Annotated in this window: 17 protein-coding genes; 7 read left to right on the forward strand and 10 right to left on the reverse strand. The window is 49.6% G+C overall.

All coding sequences use genetic code 11. The features are described from left to right. Window positions 1-120 precede the first annotated feature (120 nt). The gene (locus KAH19_RS03195; protein ID WP_246869416.1) at window positions 121-3,561 is read left to right on the forward strand and encodes a pyruvate carboxylase; all 3,441 of its coding nucleotides are present in this window, start codon (window positions 121-123) and stop codon (window positions 3,559-3,561) included. 172 nt (window positions 3,562-3,733) lie between these two features. Then, a complete protein-coding gene (locus KAH19_RS03200) occupies window positions 3,734-5,263 on the forward strand; it encodes a hypothetical protein (protein WP_210685073.1) in 1,530 nt (509 codons plus the stop codon). A gap of 137 nt (window positions 5,264-5,400) precedes the next feature. Here KAH19_RS03200 and galE read toward each other — a convergent pair whose 3' ends face one another. From galE to KAH19_RS03225, 5 genes are all read right to left on the reverse strand, one after another. Further along, window positions 5,401-6,390, reverse strand: coding sequence for a UDP-glucose 4-epimerase GalE (galE, locus tag KAH19_RS03205; protein WP_210685074.1), 990 nt, complete (start codon window positions 6,388-6,390; stop codon window positions 5,401-5,403). A gap of 3 nt (window positions 6,391-6,393) precedes the next feature. Then, window positions 6,394-7,275, reverse strand: coding sequence for a UTP--glucose-1-phosphate uridylyltransferase GalU (gene galU / locus KAH19_RS03210; RefSeq protein WP_210685075.1), 882 nt, complete (start codon window positions 7,273-7,275; stop codon window positions 6,394-6,396). 80 nt (window positions 7,276-7,355) lie between these two features. Next, the gene (locus tag KAH19_RS03215) at window positions 7,356-8,726 is read right to left on the reverse strand and encodes a phosphomannomutase (protein ID WP_210685076.1); all 1,371 of its coding nucleotides are present in this window, start codon (window positions 8,724-8,726) and stop codon (window positions 7,356-7,358) included. 117 nt (window positions 8,727-8,843) lie between these two features. After that, on the reverse strand, window positions 8,844-9,623 hold the full coding sequence (locus KAH19_RS03220; protein ID WP_210685077.1) for a retron system putative HNH endonuclease: 780 nt from the start codon (window positions 9,621-9,623) through the stop codon (window positions 8,844-8,846). Continuing rightward, window positions 9,620-10,936 carry an AAA family ATPase gene (locus KAH19_RS03225; RefSeq protein ID WP_210685078.1) on the reverse strand — a complete coding sequence of 439 codons (1,317 nt, stop codon included), beginning with the start codon at window positions 10,934-10,936 and terminating at the stop codon, window positions 9,620-9,622. The genes KAH19_RS03220 and KAH19_RS03225 overlap by 4 nt, the downstream gene beginning before the upstream one ends. 175 nt (window positions 10,937-11,111) lie before the next feature. Here KAH19_RS03225 and KAH19_RS03230 point away from each other — a divergent pair, with 175 nt between their 5' ends. The 5 genes from KAH19_RS03230 (at window position 11,112) to KAH19_RS03250 (ending at window position 15,569) form a co-directional block, all read left to right on the forward strand. Then, window positions 11,112-12,323 carry a DUF401 family protein gene (locus KAH19_RS03230; RefSeq protein WP_210685079.1) on the forward strand — a complete coding sequence of 404 codons (1,212 nt, stop codon included), beginning with the start codon at window positions 11,112-11,114 and terminating at the stop codon, window positions 12,321-12,323. 157 nt (window positions 12,324-12,480) lie between these two features. Beyond that, window positions 12,481-13,938, forward strand: a complete 1,458-nt coding sequence (locus KAH19_RS03235; RefSeq protein WP_246869417.1) for a sodium/proline symporter — start codon at window positions 12,481-12,483, stop codon at window positions 13,936-13,938. 195 nt (window positions 13,939-14,133) lie between these two features. Continuing rightward, entirely contained in the window at window positions 14,134-14,727 is a 594-nt protein-coding gene (locus KAH19_RS03240) for a hypothetical protein (protein WP_210685080.1), read from the forward strand. A 229-nt stretch (window positions 14,728-14,956) separates the two neighbouring features. Then, the gene (locus KAH19_RS03245) at window positions 14,957-15,151 is read left to right on the forward strand and encodes a type II toxin-antitoxin system HicA family toxin (protein ID WP_009144914.1); all 195 of its coding nucleotides are present in this window, start codon (window positions 14,957-14,959) and stop codon (window positions 15,149-15,151) included. Between the two features lie 4 nt (window positions 15,152-15,155). Next, window positions 15,156-15,569, forward strand: a complete 414-nt coding sequence (locus KAH19_RS03250; RefSeq protein ID WP_246869418.1) for a type II toxin-antitoxin system HicB family antitoxin — start codon at window positions 15,156-15,158, stop codon at window positions 15,567-15,569. A gap of 62 nt (window positions 15,570-15,631) precedes the next feature. On the opposite strand, the gene aguB is transcribed toward KAH19_RS03250, so the two are convergent. From aguB to speE, 5 genes are read right to left on the reverse strand one after another with little or no spacing between them, the layout of a single operon-like run. Then, a complete protein-coding gene (aguB, locus tag KAH19_RS03255; RefSeq protein ID WP_210685081.1) occupies window positions 15,632-16,510 on the reverse strand; it encodes an N-carbamoylputrescine amidase in 879 nt (292 codons plus the stop codon). Further along, window positions 16,507-17,640 carry an agmatine deiminase gene (aguA, locus tag KAH19_RS03260; RefSeq protein WP_210685082.1) on the reverse strand — a complete coding sequence of 378 codons (1,134 nt, stop codon included), beginning with the start codon at window positions 17,638-17,640 and terminating at the stop codon, window positions 16,507-16,509. The genes aguB and aguA overlap by 4 nt, the downstream gene beginning before the upstream one ends. Then, a complete protein-coding gene (gene nspC, locus KAH19_RS03265; RefSeq protein ID WP_210685083.1) occupies window positions 17,637-18,875 on the reverse strand; it encodes a carboxynorspermidine decarboxylase in 1,239 nt (412 codons plus the stop codon). The genes aguA and nspC overlap by 4 nt, the downstream gene beginning before the upstream one ends. Before the next feature lies 1 nt (window position 18,876). Further along, the gene (locus tag KAH19_RS03270) at window positions 18,877-20,136 is read right to left on the reverse strand and encodes a saccharopine dehydrogenase family protein (RefSeq protein WP_210685084.1); all 1,260 of its coding nucleotides are present in this window, start codon (window positions 20,134-20,136) and stop codon (window positions 18,877-18,879) included. 35 nt (window positions 20,137-20,171) lie between these two features. Continuing rightward, entirely contained in the window at window positions 20,172-21,026 is an 855-nt protein-coding gene (gene speE, locus KAH19_RS03275) for a polyamine aminopropyltransferase (protein WP_009144908.1), read from the reverse strand. Window positions 21,027-21,034: the final 8 nt, after the last annotated feature.

A 21,034-nucleotide genomic window follows, 5' to 3' on the forward strand; every position in this document is an offset into this window, starting at 1 on the left:
ACAGTCTGAAACACTCTCCCCGTCCCCTGCAAGAATACTTGTATACATGCGTTCTATCCCTTGAATTTACATGCCGTTTTCTATACAATTAGCATGTAACTATCTAAGGAGGTCAAGCTTATGCCTAAAATTAATACAGTTTTAGTTGCTAACCGCGGCGAAATCGCTATCCGCGTTTTCCGCGCCTGCAACGAATTAGGAATCCGTACTGTTGCTATATATTCCAAGGAGGACACCCTGTCCCTGCATCGCAACAAAGCCGACGAGGCCTATATGGTCGGCGAAGGCAAAAGTCCGACCGACGCTTATCTTGATATCGAAGACATTCTGCGCGTAGCCAAGGAGCATGACGTAGATGCCATCCATCCCGGTTATGGCTTTTTATCCGAAAACAGTAATTTAGCACGCCGCTGTGCTGAGGAAGGCCTGATTTTCATCGGCCCGCGTCTGGAGCACCTGGTAATGTTCGGCGACAAAATCAATGCCCGCAAACAAGCCGAGCTGGCAGGCATCCCCATGATTCCCGGCAGCAAGGGCACGGTAAACAGCCTCGATGAGGTACTGGCCTTTGGCGAAAAATGCGGTTATCCTATCATCATTAAAGCAGTCAACGGCGGCGGCGGTCGCGGTATGCGCGTTGTTCACAGCGCCGAAGAGGCTATAACTGCCTACGACATGGCTAAAAGCGAGGCTAAAAAAGCCTTTGGCAATGATGAAATATATCTGGAAAAATATCTGCAAAATCCGAAACACATCGAAGTACAGATTATCGGCGATACCCACGGCAATTTGATGCATCTGTTTGAGCGTGACTGCTCTGTACAGCGCCGCCATCAGAAGCTGGTTGAAATTGCTCCGGCCTTCGCTCTGCCTGTGGAGCAGCGCAAGGCTATCTGCGACGCTGCTGTCAAGCTGATGAAAAATGTTGACTACATCAGCGCCGGCACCGTAGAATTTTTGGCTACGCCCGACGGCAAATTCTATTTTATCGAGGTTAACCCCCGCATTCAGGTTGAACACACCGTTACCGAGCAGATCACCGGTATCGACATTGTGCAGACACAAATCAAGATTGCCGAGGGCTACAACCTGCACGGCCCGGAAATCTCCCTGCCGCAGCAGGATGAGCTGACCACCATCGGCCATGCTATCCAATGCCGTATTACCACCGAGGACCCGTCCAACAACTTTATGCCCGATACTGGCAAGCTGATTAATTACCGCAGCGGCGGCGGCTTCGGCATCCGTCTGGACGGCGGCAACGCCTTCACCGGCTCCGTCATCACTCCGTACTACGATTCTCTGCTGGTTAAGGCTACCACCTGGGGCCTCACTCACCAGATTGCTATTACCAAGATGCTGCGCTGCTTAAAAGAATTCCGTATCCGCGGCGTCAAAACCAATATCCAGTTTTTAGAAAATGTACTGCAGAACCCGCACTTCATCAAGGGCGATTACACAACCGACTTTGTTGATAATACACCGGAGCTGTTTGTTTTCCAAAAAACCTTGGACCGCGGCAACAAGCTGCTGAACTACATCGCCGATATCACCGTCAACGGTTATTCCAACGTCGGCGTACAACCGAAACCGGACTTTGCACCGCTGAATATGCCCAAGCCCTACAACGGCATTCTGGCGCTGGGTGCTAAGCACGTTCTTGATACCCGCGGACCTGAAGGTCTGGCTGAATGGGTACTGGCACAGCAGGAGGTTCTGCTCACAGACACCACCTTCCGTGATGCGCATCAGTCCCTCTTCGCAACCCGTCTGCGTACTGCCGATATGCTGCGCGTTATGCGTGACACCGCCGGCAAGCTGCCCGGACTCTTCTCCTTTGAATGCTGGGGCGGCGCTACCTTTGACGTAGCCTATCGCTTCCTCGATGAAAGCCCCTGGCAACGTCTGGCACAGTTCCGTCAGGCTGCACCGAACATTCTCTTCCAGATGCTGCTGCGCGGCGCCAACGCCGTAGGCTACACCAGCTATCCGGATAATGTTGTTAAGCAGTTCATTAAGCTGGCAGCCAAGAACGGTATCGACGTTTTCCGTATCTTCGACAGCCTCAACGGTCTGGACAATATGCGCCTGTCGATTGACACCGTCCGCGAATGCGGTAAGGTAGCAGAGGTAGCACTGTGCTACACCGGCGATATTCTCGACCCCAACCGCGATAAATACGATTTACATTACTACATCAATATGGCTAAAGAGCTGGAAAAAGCCGGTGCCAACATCATTGCCATCAAGGATATGGCAGGCCTGTTGAAGCCGGAAGCAGCTTACCGCCTTGTAAGCAGCCTCAAATCCTATGTCAACGTACCTATTCATCTGCATACCCACGAAGGCAGCGGCAACGCTATCTACACCTACGCGCGTGCTATTGATGCCGGCGTTGATATCGTAGATACTGCTATGAGCGCCATGAGCAACGGTACCTCCCAACCCAGCGGCAGCAGCCTGTACTACGCTCTCAGCGGCCATCCGCGTCAACCGCGTCTTGATGTAGATGCTATGAACGAGCTGTCCCGTTATTGGGAAACCGTGCGCCCCTACTACAAGGCTGCCGACAGAACCGAAAACTTCCCCAACCCCGAGGTTTATGTACACGAAATGCCCGGCGGACAATATACCAACCTCAAGCAGCAGGCGCAGGCTCTGGGCCTCATCCATCGCTGGGAGGAAATCAAGGATATGTATCACCGCGTATCCATGATGTTCGGCGATTTAATCAAAGTTACTCCGTCCTCTAAGGTTGTCGGTGACATGGCACTCTTCATGGTGCAGAACGACCTGACGGAAGAAGATGTTTACGCTAAGGGCGATATTCTGGACTTTCCGGCCTCCGTTGTGGAATTCTTCGAAGGACGCATCGGCACTCCGTACCAAGGCTTCCCCGAAAAGCTGCAGAAGCTGGTGCTCAAAGGACGCGCACCTATCAGCGAGCGTCCTGGCGCTGTACTGCCTCCGGTAGATTTTGAAGATGTACGCGCTAAGCTCAAAGAGCTTGAAGCACCTACTACGGACGAAGCAGTGAGCGCTTACTGCCTCTATCCTAAGGTTTTCACCGACTGGGTAAACCGTTACAACCAATTCGGTGATGTATCCGTTCTCGATACTCCTACCTTCTTCTTCGGCATGACTCCGGGCGAGGTTATCAAGGTTGAGATTGAACAGGGCAAAGTGCTCGTTATCAAGCTGGACCACATCTCCGAAGCCAACGCTGCCGGTATGCGTACCGTATTCTTTGAATTCAACGGTCTGCCGCGTGAAATCGAAATCAAGGACCGCAACGCCAAGACCACTACTGTTACACGCAAAAAAGCAGAAAAAGGCAACATGGGCGAAATCGGCGCTTCCCTTTCCGGCTCCGTTGTCAAGGTGCTGGTAGAAAAAGGCCAGTCCGTTACCAAGGGCACTCCGCTGATTGTTACCGAAGCTATGAAGATGGAAACCACGCTTTCGGCACCGATTTCCGGTATCGTCAGCGCTATCCATGTAGCTGCAGGCGAACGCGTAGAAAGCGGCGACTGCCTCCTGGAAATCAAAACTCAAATGTAAATTGCATACGCTTAAACTTAAGGCTGCTGCCGTGGCGGATTTCCGCTGCTACGGCAGCCTTACTTTTTTTGCTGGTCATTATTTTTCCTCTATGTTATGATATAGTTACTCTTTGCTTTTTTAAAAACAGCATTATTTGCTGCAATACATATTTTTATTACGAGGTGAGCACATGAAGCAGACAATCTATCAATACGTAAACAGCCATCTGGACGAGCATGGCCGCTTTACTGCTACCAATCTGTGCGATGACCGCTACGCCACCATTCCCCGTCCCCTTGGCTCCGAGGATGCCTTTCACTATACAATGGGCAACCTGCCCAATCCTAAATCCGCCAGCGTACTGCTCAAGCTGCTGCAGGCCTATCTGAACGAGCCTACAACCCAACAGCGCAGCAAACTGTACAATGAACTTAAGGGCATGGCCTTTGCGGAATATTGCGATCCCTTTATCGAAGCCTTAGACCAGAATGATATCAACAGTGTTGCCTTCGACCTGGCGCGACGCTTTTTCTATAACGCTGACGGACGCGAGCAGGTTAAATTCGCCCTGCTGCTTTTCGGCATGTACGGCATGGAAAAAATTTGTCAGCAGGAGCCGAAGCTGTGGCAGGATTTGCTGCGCATAGCACACTGCGAGGAATTTACCTTCGCCTTTTTATATTCCTGCCGCGTAACAAATTTCAACCCGCAAAACGCTATATGGGAGCTTATCCGCTGCACCAGCGGCTGGGGCAAGGTTTTCAGCATTACCGACTGCCACTGCCGTGATGAGGAGGAACGCCTCTGGCTGCTGCAAAACGGTCCCGATATCGACGTAGAATATCCGCCGCTGTCCGTCAAATTCATCAGAGAAACACATTTAGAGGAACAGCTGGCACAGCCGCTTAACTACGCACAGTATAAAAGCGCTGTCATCATCGTGGGCAATTATCTGATTATGCTCAATCACTTCCCGGCAGAAGTTATCGAAGAGCAATTCAACATCAGCGATATCCATCTGAACAAGCTGCTTACCTGTCTGCTTGAACAGGCGGAAGCATATGTCAGCAAACCGGAGGATGTACTTGATTTAATCAGCTACGTTACGGCGCTGCAGCAGCTTTGCGATGAGCAGAACCATATGCAGCTCACGCTTAACCAATGCCATGAGCAGATTGCCGCCTGCGAAAAAATCATCTACCGCAAGGACTGGCAGCCTGAAATAGAAAATAATTTAATCAAGGATGATAAGCTCGATTACCAGCTGTGCAACCTGGCAGTGGAGCTTGATATAGACATTTGGCCGCGGCTTTTCGATTTTTGGCTGGCGCATCCGGACGAAACACCGCTGTTCCCGTACCTGCTTTCCTACGAAGGCGAGCAGCGCTCCGAACGCGTGCTGCGTCAAATCGAAGCAGACCTGCCCCGCTACTGCGTAGAACAAAATGACCTGCTGGTACCGCTGCGTTATCTCAACACACATCCGGGTGAAAGCGATGCTATTATCTGCGCTGCCCTGGAATCCATCTTCGATTTGCCGCGCGGCATCGCCTGCGGCATTGTCGATGACTGGGGACAGGAATTTATCACGCCTGCCATCCGCCGCTCGCTGATTAAAGCACGTCAGCTCAGCAATAACGATGTAGTTACCGCGCGTATCGACTGCCTGCTGGCAGGCAAGCATTTCGACATCGGCAAGTTCCTCAACAAACGCAAATAAGCAGACTGCTATGCAATGTTATTGCTTAGCTTAGACAGTTATTGCTAAGAAAAGCTTTCTCAACACATAACAAAACCGGTTTCCCTATCGGCTTAAAAGCCTGGGAAACCGGTTTTTTAGTATGCACTTATTTACTTTTAGCCACAATAGCCATGCGGATGGCCCTTATGCCACTTCCACGCAGTGCTGATAACCTCATCTACACTGCTGTGCTGCGGCTCCCAGCCCAGCTCCTCACGAATTTTAGCCGAAGAAGCAATGAGCACTGCGGGATCACCGGCACGACGCTCCTCCTCCACAACGGGGAAGTCAACACCGGTAACCTTTTTGGCACTGTCAATCATCTGGCGCACACTGAAGCCGTTTTCACTGCCCAGATTATACACACGGCTGCTGCCGCCGCTCAAAAGATGTTTGAGTGCCAGCACATGCGCCTTCGCCAAATCGCAGACATGAATATAATCACGCACACAGGTACCATCAGCCGTCGGATAATCGGTACCGAAGATAGAAACCTGCTTGCGCACGCCCTGCGCCGTTTTCAGAATCAGCGGAATCAGATGGCTTTCCGGGCTGTGGTCCTCGCCAATATCGCGCGTCGGAGAAGCACCGGCAGCGTTAAAATAACGCAAAGCTACATAACGCATATCATAGGCATGGTCATAATCTGCCAGCATGCCTTCAATCGCCAGCTTGGTACGGCCGTAAACGTTGGTCGGTGCCAGACGGCTGTCCTCGGTAATAGGCACTGCTTCCGGCTCACCGTAAACAGCTGCGGTAGAAGAAAATACCATGCGGTCCACACCGGCACCACGCATAGCCTCTAAAAGATGCAGGCTGCCTTCAACATTATTAAAATAATATTTCGCCGGGTCGGTCATAGATTCACCTACCAGACTGCTGGCAGCAAAATGAATTACCGCATCAATTTTAAACTGCTCTATAATGTGCTTGGCAAAGCGTACATCATGGATATCGCCTTCTACCAGCTGTACCTCGTCAGGCACTGCCGCCTCATGGCCGGTAGAAAAATTATCATAAACAATAGGAGTAAAGCCGCTCTTTTGCAGCTCCTCCACTACATGGGAGCCAATATAACCTGCTCCGCCGGTAACAAGGATATTCATTAATTATTTGCTCTCCTTTGCCACGATTCCCTGCAGATAGGTCAGGAACTTGTCACGCAGCTCAGGACGCTTCAGCGCCATTTCTACGGTTGCCTCCAGGAAGCCCTGCTTATCGCCTACGTCATAGCGACGGCCTACAAAATCATAAGCATACATCGGCTGCTCCTTGGCCAATACCTTAAGCGCATCGGTAAGCTGGATTTCATTACCACGACCGGGCTGAGTTTGCTCCAGAATCGGGAAAATTTCCGGTGTAATTACATAACGGCCCAAAACTGCCAGACGAGAGGGTGCTTCCTCTACCGCAGGCTTTTCTACCATATCGTTTACCTTGCAGGTGCGTGCTTCATCAGTAGGTTCACCGGCAACGATACCATAGGCAGAAACCTTCTCCAACGGCACCTCCTGCACACCTAAAACGCTGGCACCTGTTTTATCGTAAACATCAATCAGCTGCTTCAGTGCAGGCACCTGACTGTCAACAACATCATCGCCCAGCAGTACGGCAAAAGGTTCATCGCCCACAAAATGCTTAGCGCACAAAATAGCATGACCAAGTCCGCGCGGTTCCTTTTGGCGGATATAGTGAATGCGAATATCGGAAATTTTGCGTACCAGCTCCAGCTCCTTGGTTTTGCCGCTGGCCTCCAGGTTCAGCTCAAGCTCGATGCTGCGGTCGAAATGGTCCTCGATGGCACGCTTGCTGCGGCCGGTAATAATCAGGATATCCTCAATGCCGGAAGCAAGAGCTTCTTCGATAATATATTGAATGGTCGGTTTATCAACAATAGGCAGCATCTCCTTCGGAGTTGCTTTGGTTGCAGGCAGGAAGCGTGTGCCCAGGCCTGCTGCCGGAATAACAGCTTTACGCACAGGTTTAAACATTTTATCTTTTCTCCTTGTATATACTTAATTTATAAATCATAGTGACTCAGCAAGCGGTGCTTTACGGGAAGCATCTAAAATCAGGCTTCCTCGCCGCCGATTACTTCCAAAAGCTCTGCAGTCTTAGCCGCCAGCAGCTCCTTGTCACCCTTAGTTTCTACGTTCAAGCGCATTACAGGCTCTGTATTGGATACACGCACATTAAAGCGCCAGTTTTCATAGGCAACGCTCAGGCCGTCCAGATGGTCCTGCTCGCCATCAGCATATTTTTTGCCCAGCTCTGCCAGTACCGCTGCGGAATCTGCCACCTTGCGGTTGATTTCACCGCTGCAGGGATACATATCAACGCGCTCGCCTACCAGCTCGCTGAGCTTTTTGCCGCTGCGGCACATCAGCTCGGTAACCAGCAACCATGGAATCATACCGCTGTCGCAGCAGGAGAAATCGCGGAAATAATGATGCGCACTCATCTCGCCGCCGTACAGCACGTCATTGTTGCGCATGCATTCCTTCATAAAGGCATGGCCGCTCTTGCAGCGCACAGGCACACCGCCGTCACGCTGCAAAATAGCTTCCGTATTCCAGGTCAGGCGCGGGTCGAACATAATCTTCGCACCCGGCTCCTTGTGCAGGAAAACCTCCGCCAGCAGGCCGACAATGTAATAGCCTTCGATAAAATCTGCCTTCTCGTCAAAAAGGAAGCAGCGGTCGAAATCACCATCCCAGGCAATACCCAGATCAGCACCACTCTCGCGCACAACCTTGGCCGTAGCCTCACGATTTGGCAGCAGCAGCGGGTTAGGCACACCATTGGGGAAGGTGCCGTCAGGCGTTTCGTTCAGCGTAATAAACTCAAACGGCAAATGCTTAGCCAGCTCCTTCAAAATCGGGCCAGCACCACCATTGCCGGGGTTAGCAACAATCTTCATCGGTTTGAGCACACTCGTATCAACGTAAGTCAGCAAATGCTCAATATAAGCAGGCATAATATCCAGCTGCTCCAAGGCACCCATAGTCTTGCCTGCTACCACCTGATGTGCAAACGGCTTTGTAGTAGCAACCATCTCACCAATTTCCTTCAGACCAGTATCGCTGGAAACAGGACGCGCATCACGACGCACCAGCTTCATGCCATTGTATTCCTTAGGATTATGGCTGGCAGTAACCATAATACCGCCATCTGCTTTCAGATGCGCGGTAGCAAAATAAATCATTTCTGTACCACACTGGCCGATATCAATAACCTTGGTACCGCCATGGCGCAGTCCCTCCGTCAGCGCATCCACCAGTGCTCTGCCGCTCAAGCGGATATCATGGCCGACAACAACAGTTTCCGCAGCGAACATTGCCGAAAAAATTCGTCCCATACGGTAAGCCATTTCCTCATTAACCTCTGTAGGGTAAACGCCACGTACATCGTAAGCCTTAAAAGCCTTGTTCGTAACTTGCATTTGTCTATTCTCCTTTTTTATAGTGTATTTATCAAAATTTCATGCTTCAAGAACCATTTTATATTATTCTTCATGGACGAAAAAAATCCTGCCTGCATCGCAAACAGGATTTAAACGCTACAGCTTTGCTCCGCTCGAACGGATAACTTCTTCCGCCGCCTCGCCAAGATACCAACGGATAACGGAAAAGAACGGCAGCGTCACACCATTATAATCAGGCACCAGACAGATGGTTGCCAGCATTTCCAACACTTCATCCAACTCTCGGCCCTTACTAAGCTCATCACTTATCTGGTCCTCCAATGTATGAATTACCTCACGGCGCATGCGCATCAGACGTGGCGCGTTCAAGTTCAGCTCGCGGATGGTACTGCGCGCCTTACCCTGCAAATCTTTGGGGCAGGTGTCTTCGTCTACATACATCCGCCCGCTATGCTCCGCATAACGGAACAGACGGATTTTTCCGGGAATCTTCAGCGGATTGAGGATATAGTTTGTAATTTCACGCCCACCCTTGGGCACATCGCAGCTGCGGTCACGCTTCTGGCTGGAATAGCGCCACTCGGGATCAGGCACATAAGGCTGACTGCCGCCGTGACACACGCCCAACAGATTGCGCCAATCCAGATGATAGTTGTGCCCATGCTCCTGCGTAGCATTTTTCGGATAAAAATGCTCCACGCGGAAGTCATCAACCTCGCCTTCCTCCTCCGCCAGCTTAATGCCGACCTCACAATAGGCGCAAAGGCCGTGCTGATCGCGCAAAATTGCTTCCCGCACCTGTTTATAGCCCTTGCGGCAGCGACGGCGGAAATGCTCCCAGGTTTCCTCGGGATTATGCAGCCTGTACTGCCTGAGAAGCTCAGGTTCTTCCTTGCTTTTATAAACACGTTTCATGAGCGCCTCCTGCGGAACTGACGCATACGGATATCCATATCCGCACGCAGCAGAGCAGGCTCCTTGCCCTTGGACCATTTATCCAGCTTTTTGCGCAGCTCCAGCGCCTCCGGCGTATCCCAGGCATCCTCGCTCACCAGCTGCAGATAACGCTTTAAATCCTGCACAATCGGCAGAGCTTGCGGACGTGGGCTCACATTCTGGATATCCTGCAGCAGCTGATAGCTGTTGGCGCCCAAGGAAAAATCTACGTGGCGCACGCCTTCGAACTGCTTGCCCCAAGCCAATACACGTATGCTCTCTGCCGGCACGCTGCTAAGCACCTGCGCACTATGCGTAGTCACCACAAACTGCACCATCGGGAAGGTTTTCTGTAAATCCAGCAGTACCGTCTGCTGCCACAGCGGGTGCAGATGCATTTCTACCTCATCAATCAATACAAGTCCCGGTGTCTTGGTTACCGCATCCTCACGCAGCTGCGGATTCAGACGCGCCATGCGATAGGCCAGGTCAGCCACCATGCTGATAATACTGCGGAAGCCGTCGCTCAATTCATCTACCACCATTTCACCCATATCGGGATGACTGACAACAAAGCATTTCAGGCGATAATTATAATACAAATCACGCAGGCCGGTACTTTCCAGACACACGTCTACAGCGTTCTGAATCGCATTCTTCAGCATCACATTGCGCTTCACCTCTGCGCTGTACTGCTGCTCTGACTGCGCACACTTGGTAACGTACTCAAACCATTTTCCGAAGGTGCTGTAGGAAGAAGACGGCTCCAGACATTCCTCGTAGCCTACATTGCGTTCCATCAGCGATTTATGAAAATTTGTCATCAGCTTGCTGTCTACCCAAATGCGCTGAGTACCGTAATAGGCCAGCACCGGCAGCAGCCTGTTGCCGTTCTCCTTGGCATCGTGCGCCAATGCACAGCCACGTTCGCACAGCTCATCAGCATCATCCTCAGGCACATTACACTCCAGCAGGCGGCGGGTACAGGTAAGCTTTTTGCCGTAAACCTCACCCTCCAGCTTAATTTCTACCGGATAATGGCATTCCATGCCATCAATATGACGCATATCCTTTTTATAAACAGGCACACGCCGTACATCCTGGGGAGTAATTTGCCGGCCACTGGCATCAAAGCTGCGCAGATAGGGCTCCAGAGCAATTGCCAGCGCATCAAAAATCGCCGTCTTTCCCTTGCCGTTTTCACCTACAATAACTGTCAGCCTAGGTTCAAAATCAATATCAAGCTCATCGTAACAACGGAAATTCTTCAGCCTTAATCTTTCTATCTGCATAATCTGACCTCCGTTTCTGTATCTCTGCTTACATTATAGCATTATTTGCATCCCATACTAAGATTTTTTACAGTTTTATTATGATTTTTTTGTAGCAGGGTGTATAATAAATAAACATCATCAGCAATTACTTGGTACTTGCCAACAATTACGCAACCGAAAGGAAAAACTGTTTATGAATATATTTCTTCTGCTTACAATCGCCATGCTCATGATTATCCTCATGCTGCGTCGTCACATTCCCATCGGCCCCTGTATGCTCACCAGCGGTATTTTTATCTGGCTGATGAAAGCACCGGAGCTGCCGTATCTGGTGCAGGCATTACGCGAAACATTAACAATGCCGCGCACCTATGATATTCTTTTTGCCCTCTATTTTGTCATGTGCCTGGAAATCGAGCTGCGCACCAGCGGTGCACTGGCCGGTATGGTGCAGGCGCTGCAACGCATCTTTTCCAGCGCTAAGGTAACCCTGGCCGTGATGCCTGCCTTCTTAGGACTGCTGCCGTCATTGGGCGGCGCGCGCTTTTCTGCACCTATTGTAGAGGAAGCCAGCAAAAATCTGCCTATCGAACAGGAGCATAAAGCTGCCATCAATTTCTGGTTCCGCCATATCTTTGAATTTTCCAGCCCGATTATCCCCGGTATGATAATGGCCTGCAACATTGCCGGTGTCAGCTACAGTGAATTCATCCTGCATCTGGCCTGGCTTACCGTACTGGCCTTCTCCGCAGGCTGGTTTGTTCTCATCCGCCCCATCAAAGCGGAAAACAGTTATACCGAAAAAATTAATAATGATAGTCAGGGTACACAGGATTTATGGCTGGCGCTTTCGCCTGTCATTATCACCTTTATTCTCGTAGTATTCTGCGGCTTTAATGCCTCCGCCGGCATGGGCCTGGTCACAGCCTGCCTGTTTCTGGTACTTCGCTTTACTAAACGCGAGGTCGGCCTCAAGGATGTTGTCATCGGTGCGCTAGATATCAAAATGTTTCTCAATGTGCTCTGCATCCTCTACTTCATTCAAATCTTGACCGTCACCCATGTGCTGCAGGAAATCGTTGCTGCCTTTCAAAGCTCACCGCTGCCGGTGCCTGTCATCATCGCCTGCGTCAGCTTCATCATCGGCGTTCTCACCGGTATGTCGCAGGGACACGTGGCCATTGTCATGCCTATCGTCGCCGCTATGCAGACAGGCAGCCTGAACCTGGCCGGCGTTGCCATGGCCTTCGGTATTGCCGGACAGATGCTCACACCGACGCATATGTGTCTTGTTATCACAGTCGATTATTTTAAAGCCAATTTTTTCAAAACGCTTAAGCCGGTCCTGCTTTGCGAAATCATCATTCTGACTCTCTTTACAGCTTATACATATTTCACATGGTAAACTTTCAGTGCTTAATCAGCAGCAAGCAGTGTTCGGATTAGTCCTCAAAACACTGTCCGCCGCAGATTAAGCACTTTATTTTTATTATTTGCTTGCAGTAGCACAAAGATTAAGTGTATAATAATGTTATCTATTCTTAAATTTTGGAGGGGTGTTTGTGAATTATACAGAAATGGTAGTATTCATTATCTACCTGTTGTTCATGCTATCAATCGGCATCTGGTTCTTCTATAAAAATCGTCAGGGTGGTGAAAAAACCTACTTTCTCGGCGGCCGTCAGATGGGACCGTGGGTAACCGCTCTTTCTGCCGGTGCTTCTGATATGAGCGCCTGGGTGCTCATGGGCTTGCCGACATCTATCTACGCTCTCGGCCTCGGTCAGGCCTGGATCAGTATCGGCCTGCTCACCGGCTATTCCTTAAGCTGGATTTTTCAGGCTCCGCGCCTGCGTCGTTTTTCCATTGTGGCCAACGATGCCATCACTATTCCGCAGTACCTCAGCAACCGCTTTTTATCTAAGTCCCACGTGTTGCAGGTAATCTGTGCAATCGTCTTTCTCATTGCCTACACTATTTATTCCGCTTCCAGCATCAAGGCTTGCGGTACTTTGTTCAACACCGTTATCGGCATTGATCAGACCTACACCATGTATGTGGCAGCCTTTATCATCATCGGCTATACCTTCTTAGGCGGTTTTTCCGCTGTTTGCTGGACCGACTTCTATCAAGGCCTGATGATTTTAGGTTCTCTGCTGATTGCACCTATCTTCGCAGTATCCTTAATCAATCCGCAGGCTGTTGCCGGCATTCCGCCCGATTACTGGAATCCGGTTGCCAAAACCTCTGATATTATCTCCGGCTTCGGCTGGGGTCTGGGCTACTTCGGTATGCCGCATATCATCATCCGCTTCATGTCCCTCAAATCCCAGAAGGAAATGAAGAAATCCGCTGTTATCGCTATCAGCTGGACCGCCCTCATCTGCTTCTTCGCTACCATGGTAGGCGTAGTAGGCCGTATGTATCTGGGCATGGATGAAAACATCAACCAAAACTCTCTGGTATTCATCGCCATGGTTCGCAGCATTTTCCCGGCTCTGATGAGCGGTATCCTGCTCTCCGGCGTATTGGCAGCTTCCATGAGTACTGCTTCCAGTCAGCTGCTCGCTTCCGCTTCTGCCTTTGCCAGCGACGTTTATAAGCCTGTAATCCGTAAATACCAGTCCGGTGACAAGGAAATGCTTTGGGCAGGCCGCATCGTCGTACTCGTTATCTCCTTCGTTGCTCTGCTTATTGCCGATTCTCCGCGTGCAGGCAGCATTATGGAGCTTGTTGCCAACGCCTGGGGCGTATTCGGTGCAGCCTTCGGTTCTGCTATCATGCTCAGCCTTTTCTGGCGCGGCTTCACCTTCCAGGGTGCGGTAGCCTGCATCATCGTCGGTGCTGTTGTCGATATCGGCTGGTACCTGACTATGGCAGCCTCCACCGGCATCTACGAAATTATCCCCGGCTTTTTTGCCAGCCTTGTAGCAGGCGTCATTGTTTCCCTGCTCAGCGGCGGTCCTTCCAAGGATGTTGCTGAACTTTATGATAAAGCCACCAACTACGTTGAGGAATAATTGTAAAGCCTAAAAAATCAGCCAAATAAGAAAGTCCGATTTGTCAGCACAGACGAATCGGACTTTTTATATTCTCAGCAAAAATTCAAGCTAATTTTACTCAACGAAGCAAAAGCATAGCATTTTCCTATCAATCATATTATAATAAAAGTGACCAATAAATTTGCTGAATACATTATGTAAGGAGGTTCTGCCATGCGTACTTTTCTGCCATTAGCCTTTTGGTACTGGCTTTATAACCAGCTCTTCTTCTTTTTGGGGGCATTAGGATTTTTTGTAATTCATTTTCTTGTTGCTTTCATTGGCTTCGGCGGCATGGATACACTTGCCAGCGGCATTCTGATAACACTTTATGCCTTAATCCTCTATAAGCTTTTCGGGCGCTTTCTTTGGCGCAACAGGCTACAGCAATATAATTTTAGCAGTACACAGCTGCTTTTTGCCTCATTGCTGCCGCTGATTTTAGGCAGCGTCGTTCTCACCGCCAGCTTTGCCATAGCAGACGGCAAAATCTACAACACCATGACCGCTATGCCTGTGCTTGCGGCGATTAACCTCAGCCTATCCTATCTGCCGCTCGCCAAAAGCGTCTGGACTATGCTTATTTTAGGCAGCATCTTCAACATCTTCACCATCACCTGCTTCTGGCGCTACTGCCGCAAATATCTGCAGCAGGAAATTCCCTGGCTGAAGCTGTTCACAATAATAGCTATCTGTCTGGCAGTCTGCACCATCATTATTTACAGCATAACCATTATGTATCTGCCTGATGACAAAGCAGGAGGATGAGATAGTCAAAATTTTATCATCATTAATCCAAACATCTTATGAAATTTTTGCAAATATACCTCTAACCATATTTTCTATGATATAATAAGTCTAACATACAAATTTAATACTGTTGTCGTTCTCTTAGGAGTATTGTAGTACCATCTGCAATACTCCTTTTTTAATAGCATCATCAATACGTATTGTTTTTATACGTGTTAAATGATAAAATTATGAAAGGAGCAATATCATGAAATTTAAAGAACTGGAAAAGCTACTAAAAAAAGCCGGTTGGACATTATATTCGACCAGAGGCTCCCACTTTTATTACGTACATCCACGCCAGCCTAATAAAGTAACTGTTCCTAACCATAAGGGAGATATTCCCATAGGCACAGTTAAAGCTATTTTCAAACAAGCCGGTTTAGATTTTCAGAAAGGGTGATTTTATGTTATCAATGTATCCTGCGTGCTTTTATAAAGAAAAAGACGGACAATACACCGTAATTTTCCCAGACCTTAACCACCTGGCAACCTGTGGTACGGATTTACAAGATGCTATGAAAATGGCAACAGACTGCCTTGCCGGCTTTCTTTACGAAGCAAAGCTCAGCAATGAAGCTGTTCCGGAACCATCTGAATTAAACACTATTGACGTTAACGAAGAATATAGCGATTACGCAGAAGCCTTTGTTAATATAGTAAGTGTTGATGTAGAAGCATATGCCAAAGAGCACTTTACCAAAGCAGTCAAAAAAACTCTCACCATCCCTAAATGGTTAAATGATGCGGCGATTGCCAAGAAGCTTAACTTCTCCAAAATTTTACAGGATGCTCTCAAGCACGAGCTCAATATCGGATAAAGCAAAAATCACAACCGGTTACATATATAACCGATTGTGATTTTTTATTATAGCTTCAATATTTACTTGCCGGCAATTTTACCGTAGCATTCCGGTCTGCGGTCGCGGAACAGACCCCAGCTCAGTCTGTCCTCAGCCAAAGCTGCCAGATCATACTCCGCATAAAGAATTTCTTCCTTATCGCGCGATGCATCCTGTACAAGCTCGCCGGTGCCATCGGTCATGAAGGAAGAGCCGTAAAACAGCAGCGAGGACTGTTGGCCTGCATTGCCTTCGCAGGGCTCCACAGTTTCCAGACCGATGCGGTTTGCTGCTACCACAGGCATCAGGTTAGCTGCGCTATGGCCTTGCATAACACGACGCCAATGCGGCATGCTGTCGCAGTCTAAGATAGGCTCGGAGCCAATCGCCGTAGGATAGAACAAAAGCTCTGCTCCGTTCAGCGCCAGGCAGCGTGCTGTCTCAGGGAACCACTGATCCCAGCAGATACCGATACCGACACGGCCATACTTGGTATTGAAAACCGTAAAGCCGCTGTTACCCGGTTTAAAGTAAAATTTTTCCTGATAAAAATGGTCGTCAGGAATATGTGTTTTGCGATAAACACCTAAAATCTCACCGTTGGCATCAATGCAGGCGATGGAATTATATAATTCGTTGACATCACGCTCAAAGAAGCTGATAGGCAGAACGATATTCAGCTCCTTCGCCAAACGCTTACCCATCTGCACCGCAGGATTTTCTTCCGTAGGCAGTGCATACTGATAGAAATCATAGCGACGCTGCTGGCAGAAATACGGACGCTCCCACAACTCCGGCAGCAGAATAATCTGCGCACCGTTCGCTGCAGCTTCACGCACCAGTGCTTCAGCGTGCTGCAAATTTTCTTCTACGGTCGGCGCACAGCGCATCTGCACTGCTGCCACCTTTACCTTGCTCATAAGCACACTCCCTTCGGAATTTGCTGTGTAATGCAGTGAATATTACCGCCACCGGTCAAAATTGCCCGCGCCGGTATCTGCACTACCTTACGCTCCGGACAGAGCTTGGCAAGAATTTCCGCAGCCAGCGCATCGCTGGCCGCATTCTCCCCGCCAAAGGCAGGCACTACAACACTGTCATTACTGAAATAAAAGTTTACATACGAAGCCGCCAGACGTTCACCGGCCTCGCGCATATCCTCACCCTCAACAAAGTCGAAGCCTGCTACCTCGTCCTCTGTGATGCACACCGGCACCGCAGGCACAGGCAGCTTATGCACGATGAGCTTGCGCCCCTTGGCATCCGTCAGCTGCTCCAAAGCATCCAGGCTTGCCTTGCTCAAAGCATACTGCGGATCAGCTTCGTTATCTGTCCACGCCAGCACCACCTCACCCGGACGGATAAAGGCACAGACATTATCTACATGCTCGTTTGTTTCATCGTTATAAATACCGCGCGGAATCCACAAAACCTTCTCTACGCCCAGGTAAGTCTTGAGCTTTTGCTCAATCTGCTCCTTAGACAGGTCAGGATTGCGTCCTGCGCTCAAAAGGCAGGCTTCTGTTACCAATGCCGTACCCTCGCCATCACAGTGAATAGAACCGCCTTCCAGCACAAAGGGAACAGCATCATACAGCGCAGCTCCATAATGCTCCGCGAACTTTTCCGCAAAAGCATCGTCCTGCTCATAATCGGGATACAGGCCGTCTACCTCGCCGCCCCAGGCGTTAAAGCGCCAGTTCACACCACGCAGCTCACGTCCCTGTGCACCGTCGCGCACAACAAACGTCGGACCGATGTCACGCGCCCAGCTGTCGTCTGTTTCCATAGCGACCAGCTCAACGTTGGCGACACCCGCAAGATATTCCTGCGCCACGGCAAAGTGCTTAGCACCGCAGATAACATAAACCTTTTCGCTCGCCGCAATCGCCTTAATCACAGCCGTAAACGCTTCGCAGGCCGCCACTGCGCCGAAGCTCCAGGAGCCGGGACGCTGCGGCCACACGATAATGCAGCCGTCGTGCAGTTCGTATTCGCCGGGCATATGAAAGCCATCGGCAGCGGGAGTAAAGCTTTTCTCTAACATCATGACAAACGTCCTTTAAAATCTTCATAACCGAAACGGCGCACCAGCTCCGTAGTACCGTCCTTGTGCAGCAGCACAATATCAGGCAGCGGAATGCCGTTAAAGGTATTATTTTTAACCATGGAATAAATCGCCATATCCTCAAAAATCAGCTTATCGCCAACCTTGATTTCCTTGTCAAAGCTGTAATCGCCAATCACATCACCGGCCAGACAGGTCATCGAAGATAAACGGTATTTATATTGCTTTTCGTCAGCCTCATAGCCGCCGCGCAGAGGCGGACAGTAAGGCATCTCCAGCACGTCAGGCATATGGCAGGCAGCCGATGCATCAAGGATAAGAATATCCAGACCGTTATGCACAATATCCAGCACCTCGGTCACAAGATAACCGGCATTGAGTGCCACAGCCTCACCGGGCTCCAGATATACCTCAACATGATAGGTATTACGAATATATTTCACTAAATCAATCAGCGCTTCCACATCATAATCACTGCGCGTAATATGATGACCACCGCCCAAATTCAGCCATTTAAGCTGTGCAAAATACTTGCTGAACTTCGCTTCGAAGGCCTTCCAGGTCGTCAGCAGATCATCAGCATTCTGCTCACACAGCGTATGGAAATGCAAACCTTCGATTTCCGGCGGCAAAACCTCCGGGAAGTTCGCCAGTGTTACGCCCAAGCGCGAGCCATAGGCACAGGGATCATAAATTGCATGCTCGCCCTCCTGCGTCGAGCATTCCGGGTTCACGCGGATACCCACGCTCACACCGGCCTGAGTGCAAACAGCCTTATGCTTTTCAAACTGCGCAAAGCTGTTGAAAATAATATGGTCGCAGATTTGCACCAGCTCCTGCATATCCTGCTCCTTAAAGGCAGGCGCAAAAACATGGTTCTCCTTACCCATCTCCTCATGACCGAGGCGCGCTTCATAAATGCCGCTTGCCGTCGTGCCTGCCAGATATTCGCCCATCAGCGGATACAGGCGGAACATAGAAAAGCATTTCTGCGCCAGCAGAATATGCGCACCGCTTGCACGTTGCACATGCTGCAAAAGACGCAGATTATTCAGCAGCTTAGCCTCATCAACCACATAGCAGGGAGTCGGCAGCGCCTTCAGCGCCGCCTCCTCACGCTCTGCACGTAAATTCTTCTGCAAATCAGCCAAACGGGAAGCCCCTTCAGCCTTGTCGACAACATATGCCGGCATTACAGTTTCCTTAGCGTCCGTCATCTTATTCTACCGTAGCCGGGTTTTCGTCAACAACCCACGGCAGGCCGAACTTGTTCAGCATATCCATGTACGGATCCGGATCGAATTCTTCCACATTGAATACGCCCTTGCCCTGCCATTGCTTGGTAATAACCAGAGCAGTACCGATCATTGCAGGAACGCCGGTGGTGTAGCTGATAGCCTGAGAGCCGACCTCTTTGTAGCATTCCTGATGGTCGCAGACATTATAAATATAAATGGTCTTTTTCTTGCCATCTTTGGTACCGGTGAAGATACAGCCTATGTTGGTTTTGCCTACGGTGCGAGGACCGAGGGAAGCAGGATCCGGCAGCAGTGCTTTGAGGAACTGAATAGGCACGATTTCCTTGCCTTCATAGTTAATCGGCTTGGTAGACAGCATGCCAACGTTCTCCAAGCACTTCATATGTGTCAGATAGCTTTGGCCGAAGGTCATGAAGAAGCGGATACGTTTTACGCCAGGGATATTCTTAGCCAGAGATTCAATTTCCTCATGGTGCAGCAGATACATATCCTTCATGCCAACCTCAGGGAAATCATACTCGCGTTTAATAGCCATTGCCGGGATTTCTACCCAATGACCGTTTTCCCAATAGGAACCGGGAGCAGAAACCTCACGCAGGTTAATTTCGGGGTTGAAGTTGGTAGCGAACGGATAACCGTGGTCGCCGCCGTTGCAGTCCAGAATATCAATAGTTTCGATTTCATCAAAATAATGCTTCAGTGCATAAGCAGAGAAAACACTGGTAACACCGGGATCAAAGCCGGTGCCGAGCAGAGCCATAATGCCGGCCTGCTCAAATTTTTCTTTATAAGCCCATTGCCAGGAATAATCGAAGTAAGCAGAGAAGCCCTCTTCCTTGCAGCGCTTGTCATAAACTGCACGCCATGCGGGATCGTCAATGTTTTCCGGCTCATAGTTAGCGGTATCAATGTAATCAACCTTGCATTCCAGGCAGGCATCCATAATAGTCAGGTCCTGATAAGGCAGAGCAACATTCAGCACTGCGTCCGGCTGGTAAGCATTAATCAGCTGTACAAGCTGTTCCTTGCTGTCAGCGTCAACCTGTGCTGTAGTAATCACAGTAGAGGTCGTAGGCTGCAGCTTTTCTTTAACTGCATCACATTTGGACTTCGTACGGCTGGCAATACACAGCTCGGTGAACACATCACTGTTTTGGCAGCATTTTGCGATAGCTACGCCGGCAACACCGCCGCAGCCGATTACTAATAATTTACTCATAATTCAAATCATCTCCTGTTCATAAATTAAATAAATTATCTTTCTTCTTCCTCAAGCATATCTTCAACATACTTCGGCAGCATAAACGCTCCCTTATGCAGATGCTCGGAATAATACCATGTTTTAATACCACGCTCCAGCCATTTCTTAGCATCAAAATCCTTCAGCGGATGATACTTCTTGGAAGCGAAGCCGAACAGCCAGTAGCCGGAAGGACAGGTAGGAATATGCGCCTGATATACACGGCTGATGGGGAAGCTGTGACTGGCCTTACGGTGCATGGCGCGGCAGGTTTCCTCGTCCTCATCGTAGAAGGGACTGCCATGCTGATAAACCATGATGCCGTCCTCTTTGAGCGCACGGAAGCAGTTACCGTAGAATTCCTTGGTAAACAGGCCCGCTGCATGACCTAAGGGATCGATAGCATCGCTGATAATCAAATCGTATTCATCAACCTTGGTACGCAAAAAGCGCAGACCGTTAGCGTTGAAAACAGTTACGCGCGGATCATCAAGACCGCAGGCGTTGTCGGGAAAATAGTCGCGACAGACATCAATAAAAACATGGTCTGTTTCTACTACGTCGATTTCCTCTATTTCATCATAATGCGTCAGCTCGCGCGCTACACCGCCGTCGCCGCCGCCGATTACCAGTACCTTGCGCACATGCGGATGCACTGCCATAGGCACATGGACAATCATTTCGTCATAAACAAATTCGTCCTTTTCCGAAAAGACTATGGTACCGTCACAACTGATAAAGCGACCGAATTCCTTAGATTCAAAAACGTCTATTCTTTGGAAATCCGTATCCGCACCGAAAAGCTGCTTTTCGATTTTGATATCCAGCTTCACATCTTCTGTATGATAGTCAGAAAACCATAGCTCCATTTAATCAC

Origin of the sequence: Phascolarctobacterium sp. Marseille-Q4147, from assembly GCF_017968825.1 — a bacterium.
Lineage (GTDB): Bacteria > Bacillota > Negativicutes > Acidaminococcales > Acidaminococcaceae > Phascolarctobacterium_A.

Coding starts and splice junctions, on each gene's coding strand:
- KAH19_RS03195 (WP_246869416.1), top strand. CDS start 121: ATGCCTAAAATTAATACAGTTTTAGTTGCTAACCGCGGCGAAATCGCT.
- KAH19_RS03200 (WP_210685073.1), top strand. CDS start 3,734: ATGAAGCAGACAATCTATCAATACGTAAACAGCCATCTGGACGAGCAT.
- galE (WP_210685074.1), bottom strand. CDS start 6,390: ATGAATATCCTTGTTACCGGCGGAGCAGGTTATATTGGCTCCCATGTA.
- galU (WP_210685075.1), bottom strand. CDS start 7,275: ATGTTTAAACCTGTGCGTAAAGCTGTTATTCCGGCAGCAGGCCTGGGC.
- KAH19_RS03215 (WP_210685076.1), bottom strand. CDS start 8,726: ATGCAAGTTACGAACAAGGCTTTTAAGGCTTACGATGTACGTGGCGTT.
- KAH19_RS03220 (WP_210685077.1), bottom strand. CDS start 9,623: ATGAAACGTGTTTATAAAAGCAAGGAAGAACCTGAGCTTCTCAGGCAG.
- KAH19_RS03225 (WP_210685078.1), bottom strand. CDS start 10,936: ATGCAGATAGAAAGATTAAGGCTGAAGAATTTCCGTTGTTACGATGAG.
- KAH19_RS03230 (WP_210685079.1), top strand. CDS start 11,112: ATGAATATATTTCTTCTGCTTACAATCGCCATGCTCATGATTATCCTC.
- KAH19_RS03240 (WP_210685080.1), top strand. CDS start 14,134: ATGCGTACTTTTCTGCCATTAGCCTTTTGGTACTGGCTTTATAACCAG.
- KAH19_RS03245 (WP_009144914.1), top strand. CDS start 14,957: ATGAAATTTAAAGAACTGGAAAAGCTACTAAAAAAAGCCGGTTGGACA.
- KAH19_RS03250 (WP_246869418.1), top strand. CDS start 15,156: ATGTTATCAATGTATCCTGCGTGCTTTTATAAAGAAAAAGACGGACAA.
- aguB (WP_210685081.1), bottom strand. CDS start 16,510: ATGAGCAAGGTAAAGGTGGCAGCAGTGCAGATGCGCTGTGCGCCGACC.
- aguA (WP_210685082.1), bottom strand. CDS start 17,640: ATGATGTTAGAGAAAAGCTTTACTCCCGCTGCCGATGGCTTTCATATG.
- nspC (WP_210685083.1), bottom strand. CDS start 18,875: ATGACGGACGCTAAGGAAACTGTAATGCCGGCATATGTTGTCGACAAG.
- KAH19_RS03270 (WP_210685084.1), bottom strand. CDS start 20,136: ATGAGTAAATTATTAGTAATCGGCTGCGGCGGTGTTGCCGGCGTAGCT.
- speE (WP_009144908.1), bottom strand. CDS start 21,026: ATGGAGCTATGGTTTTCTGACTATCATACAGAAGATGTGAAGCTGGAT.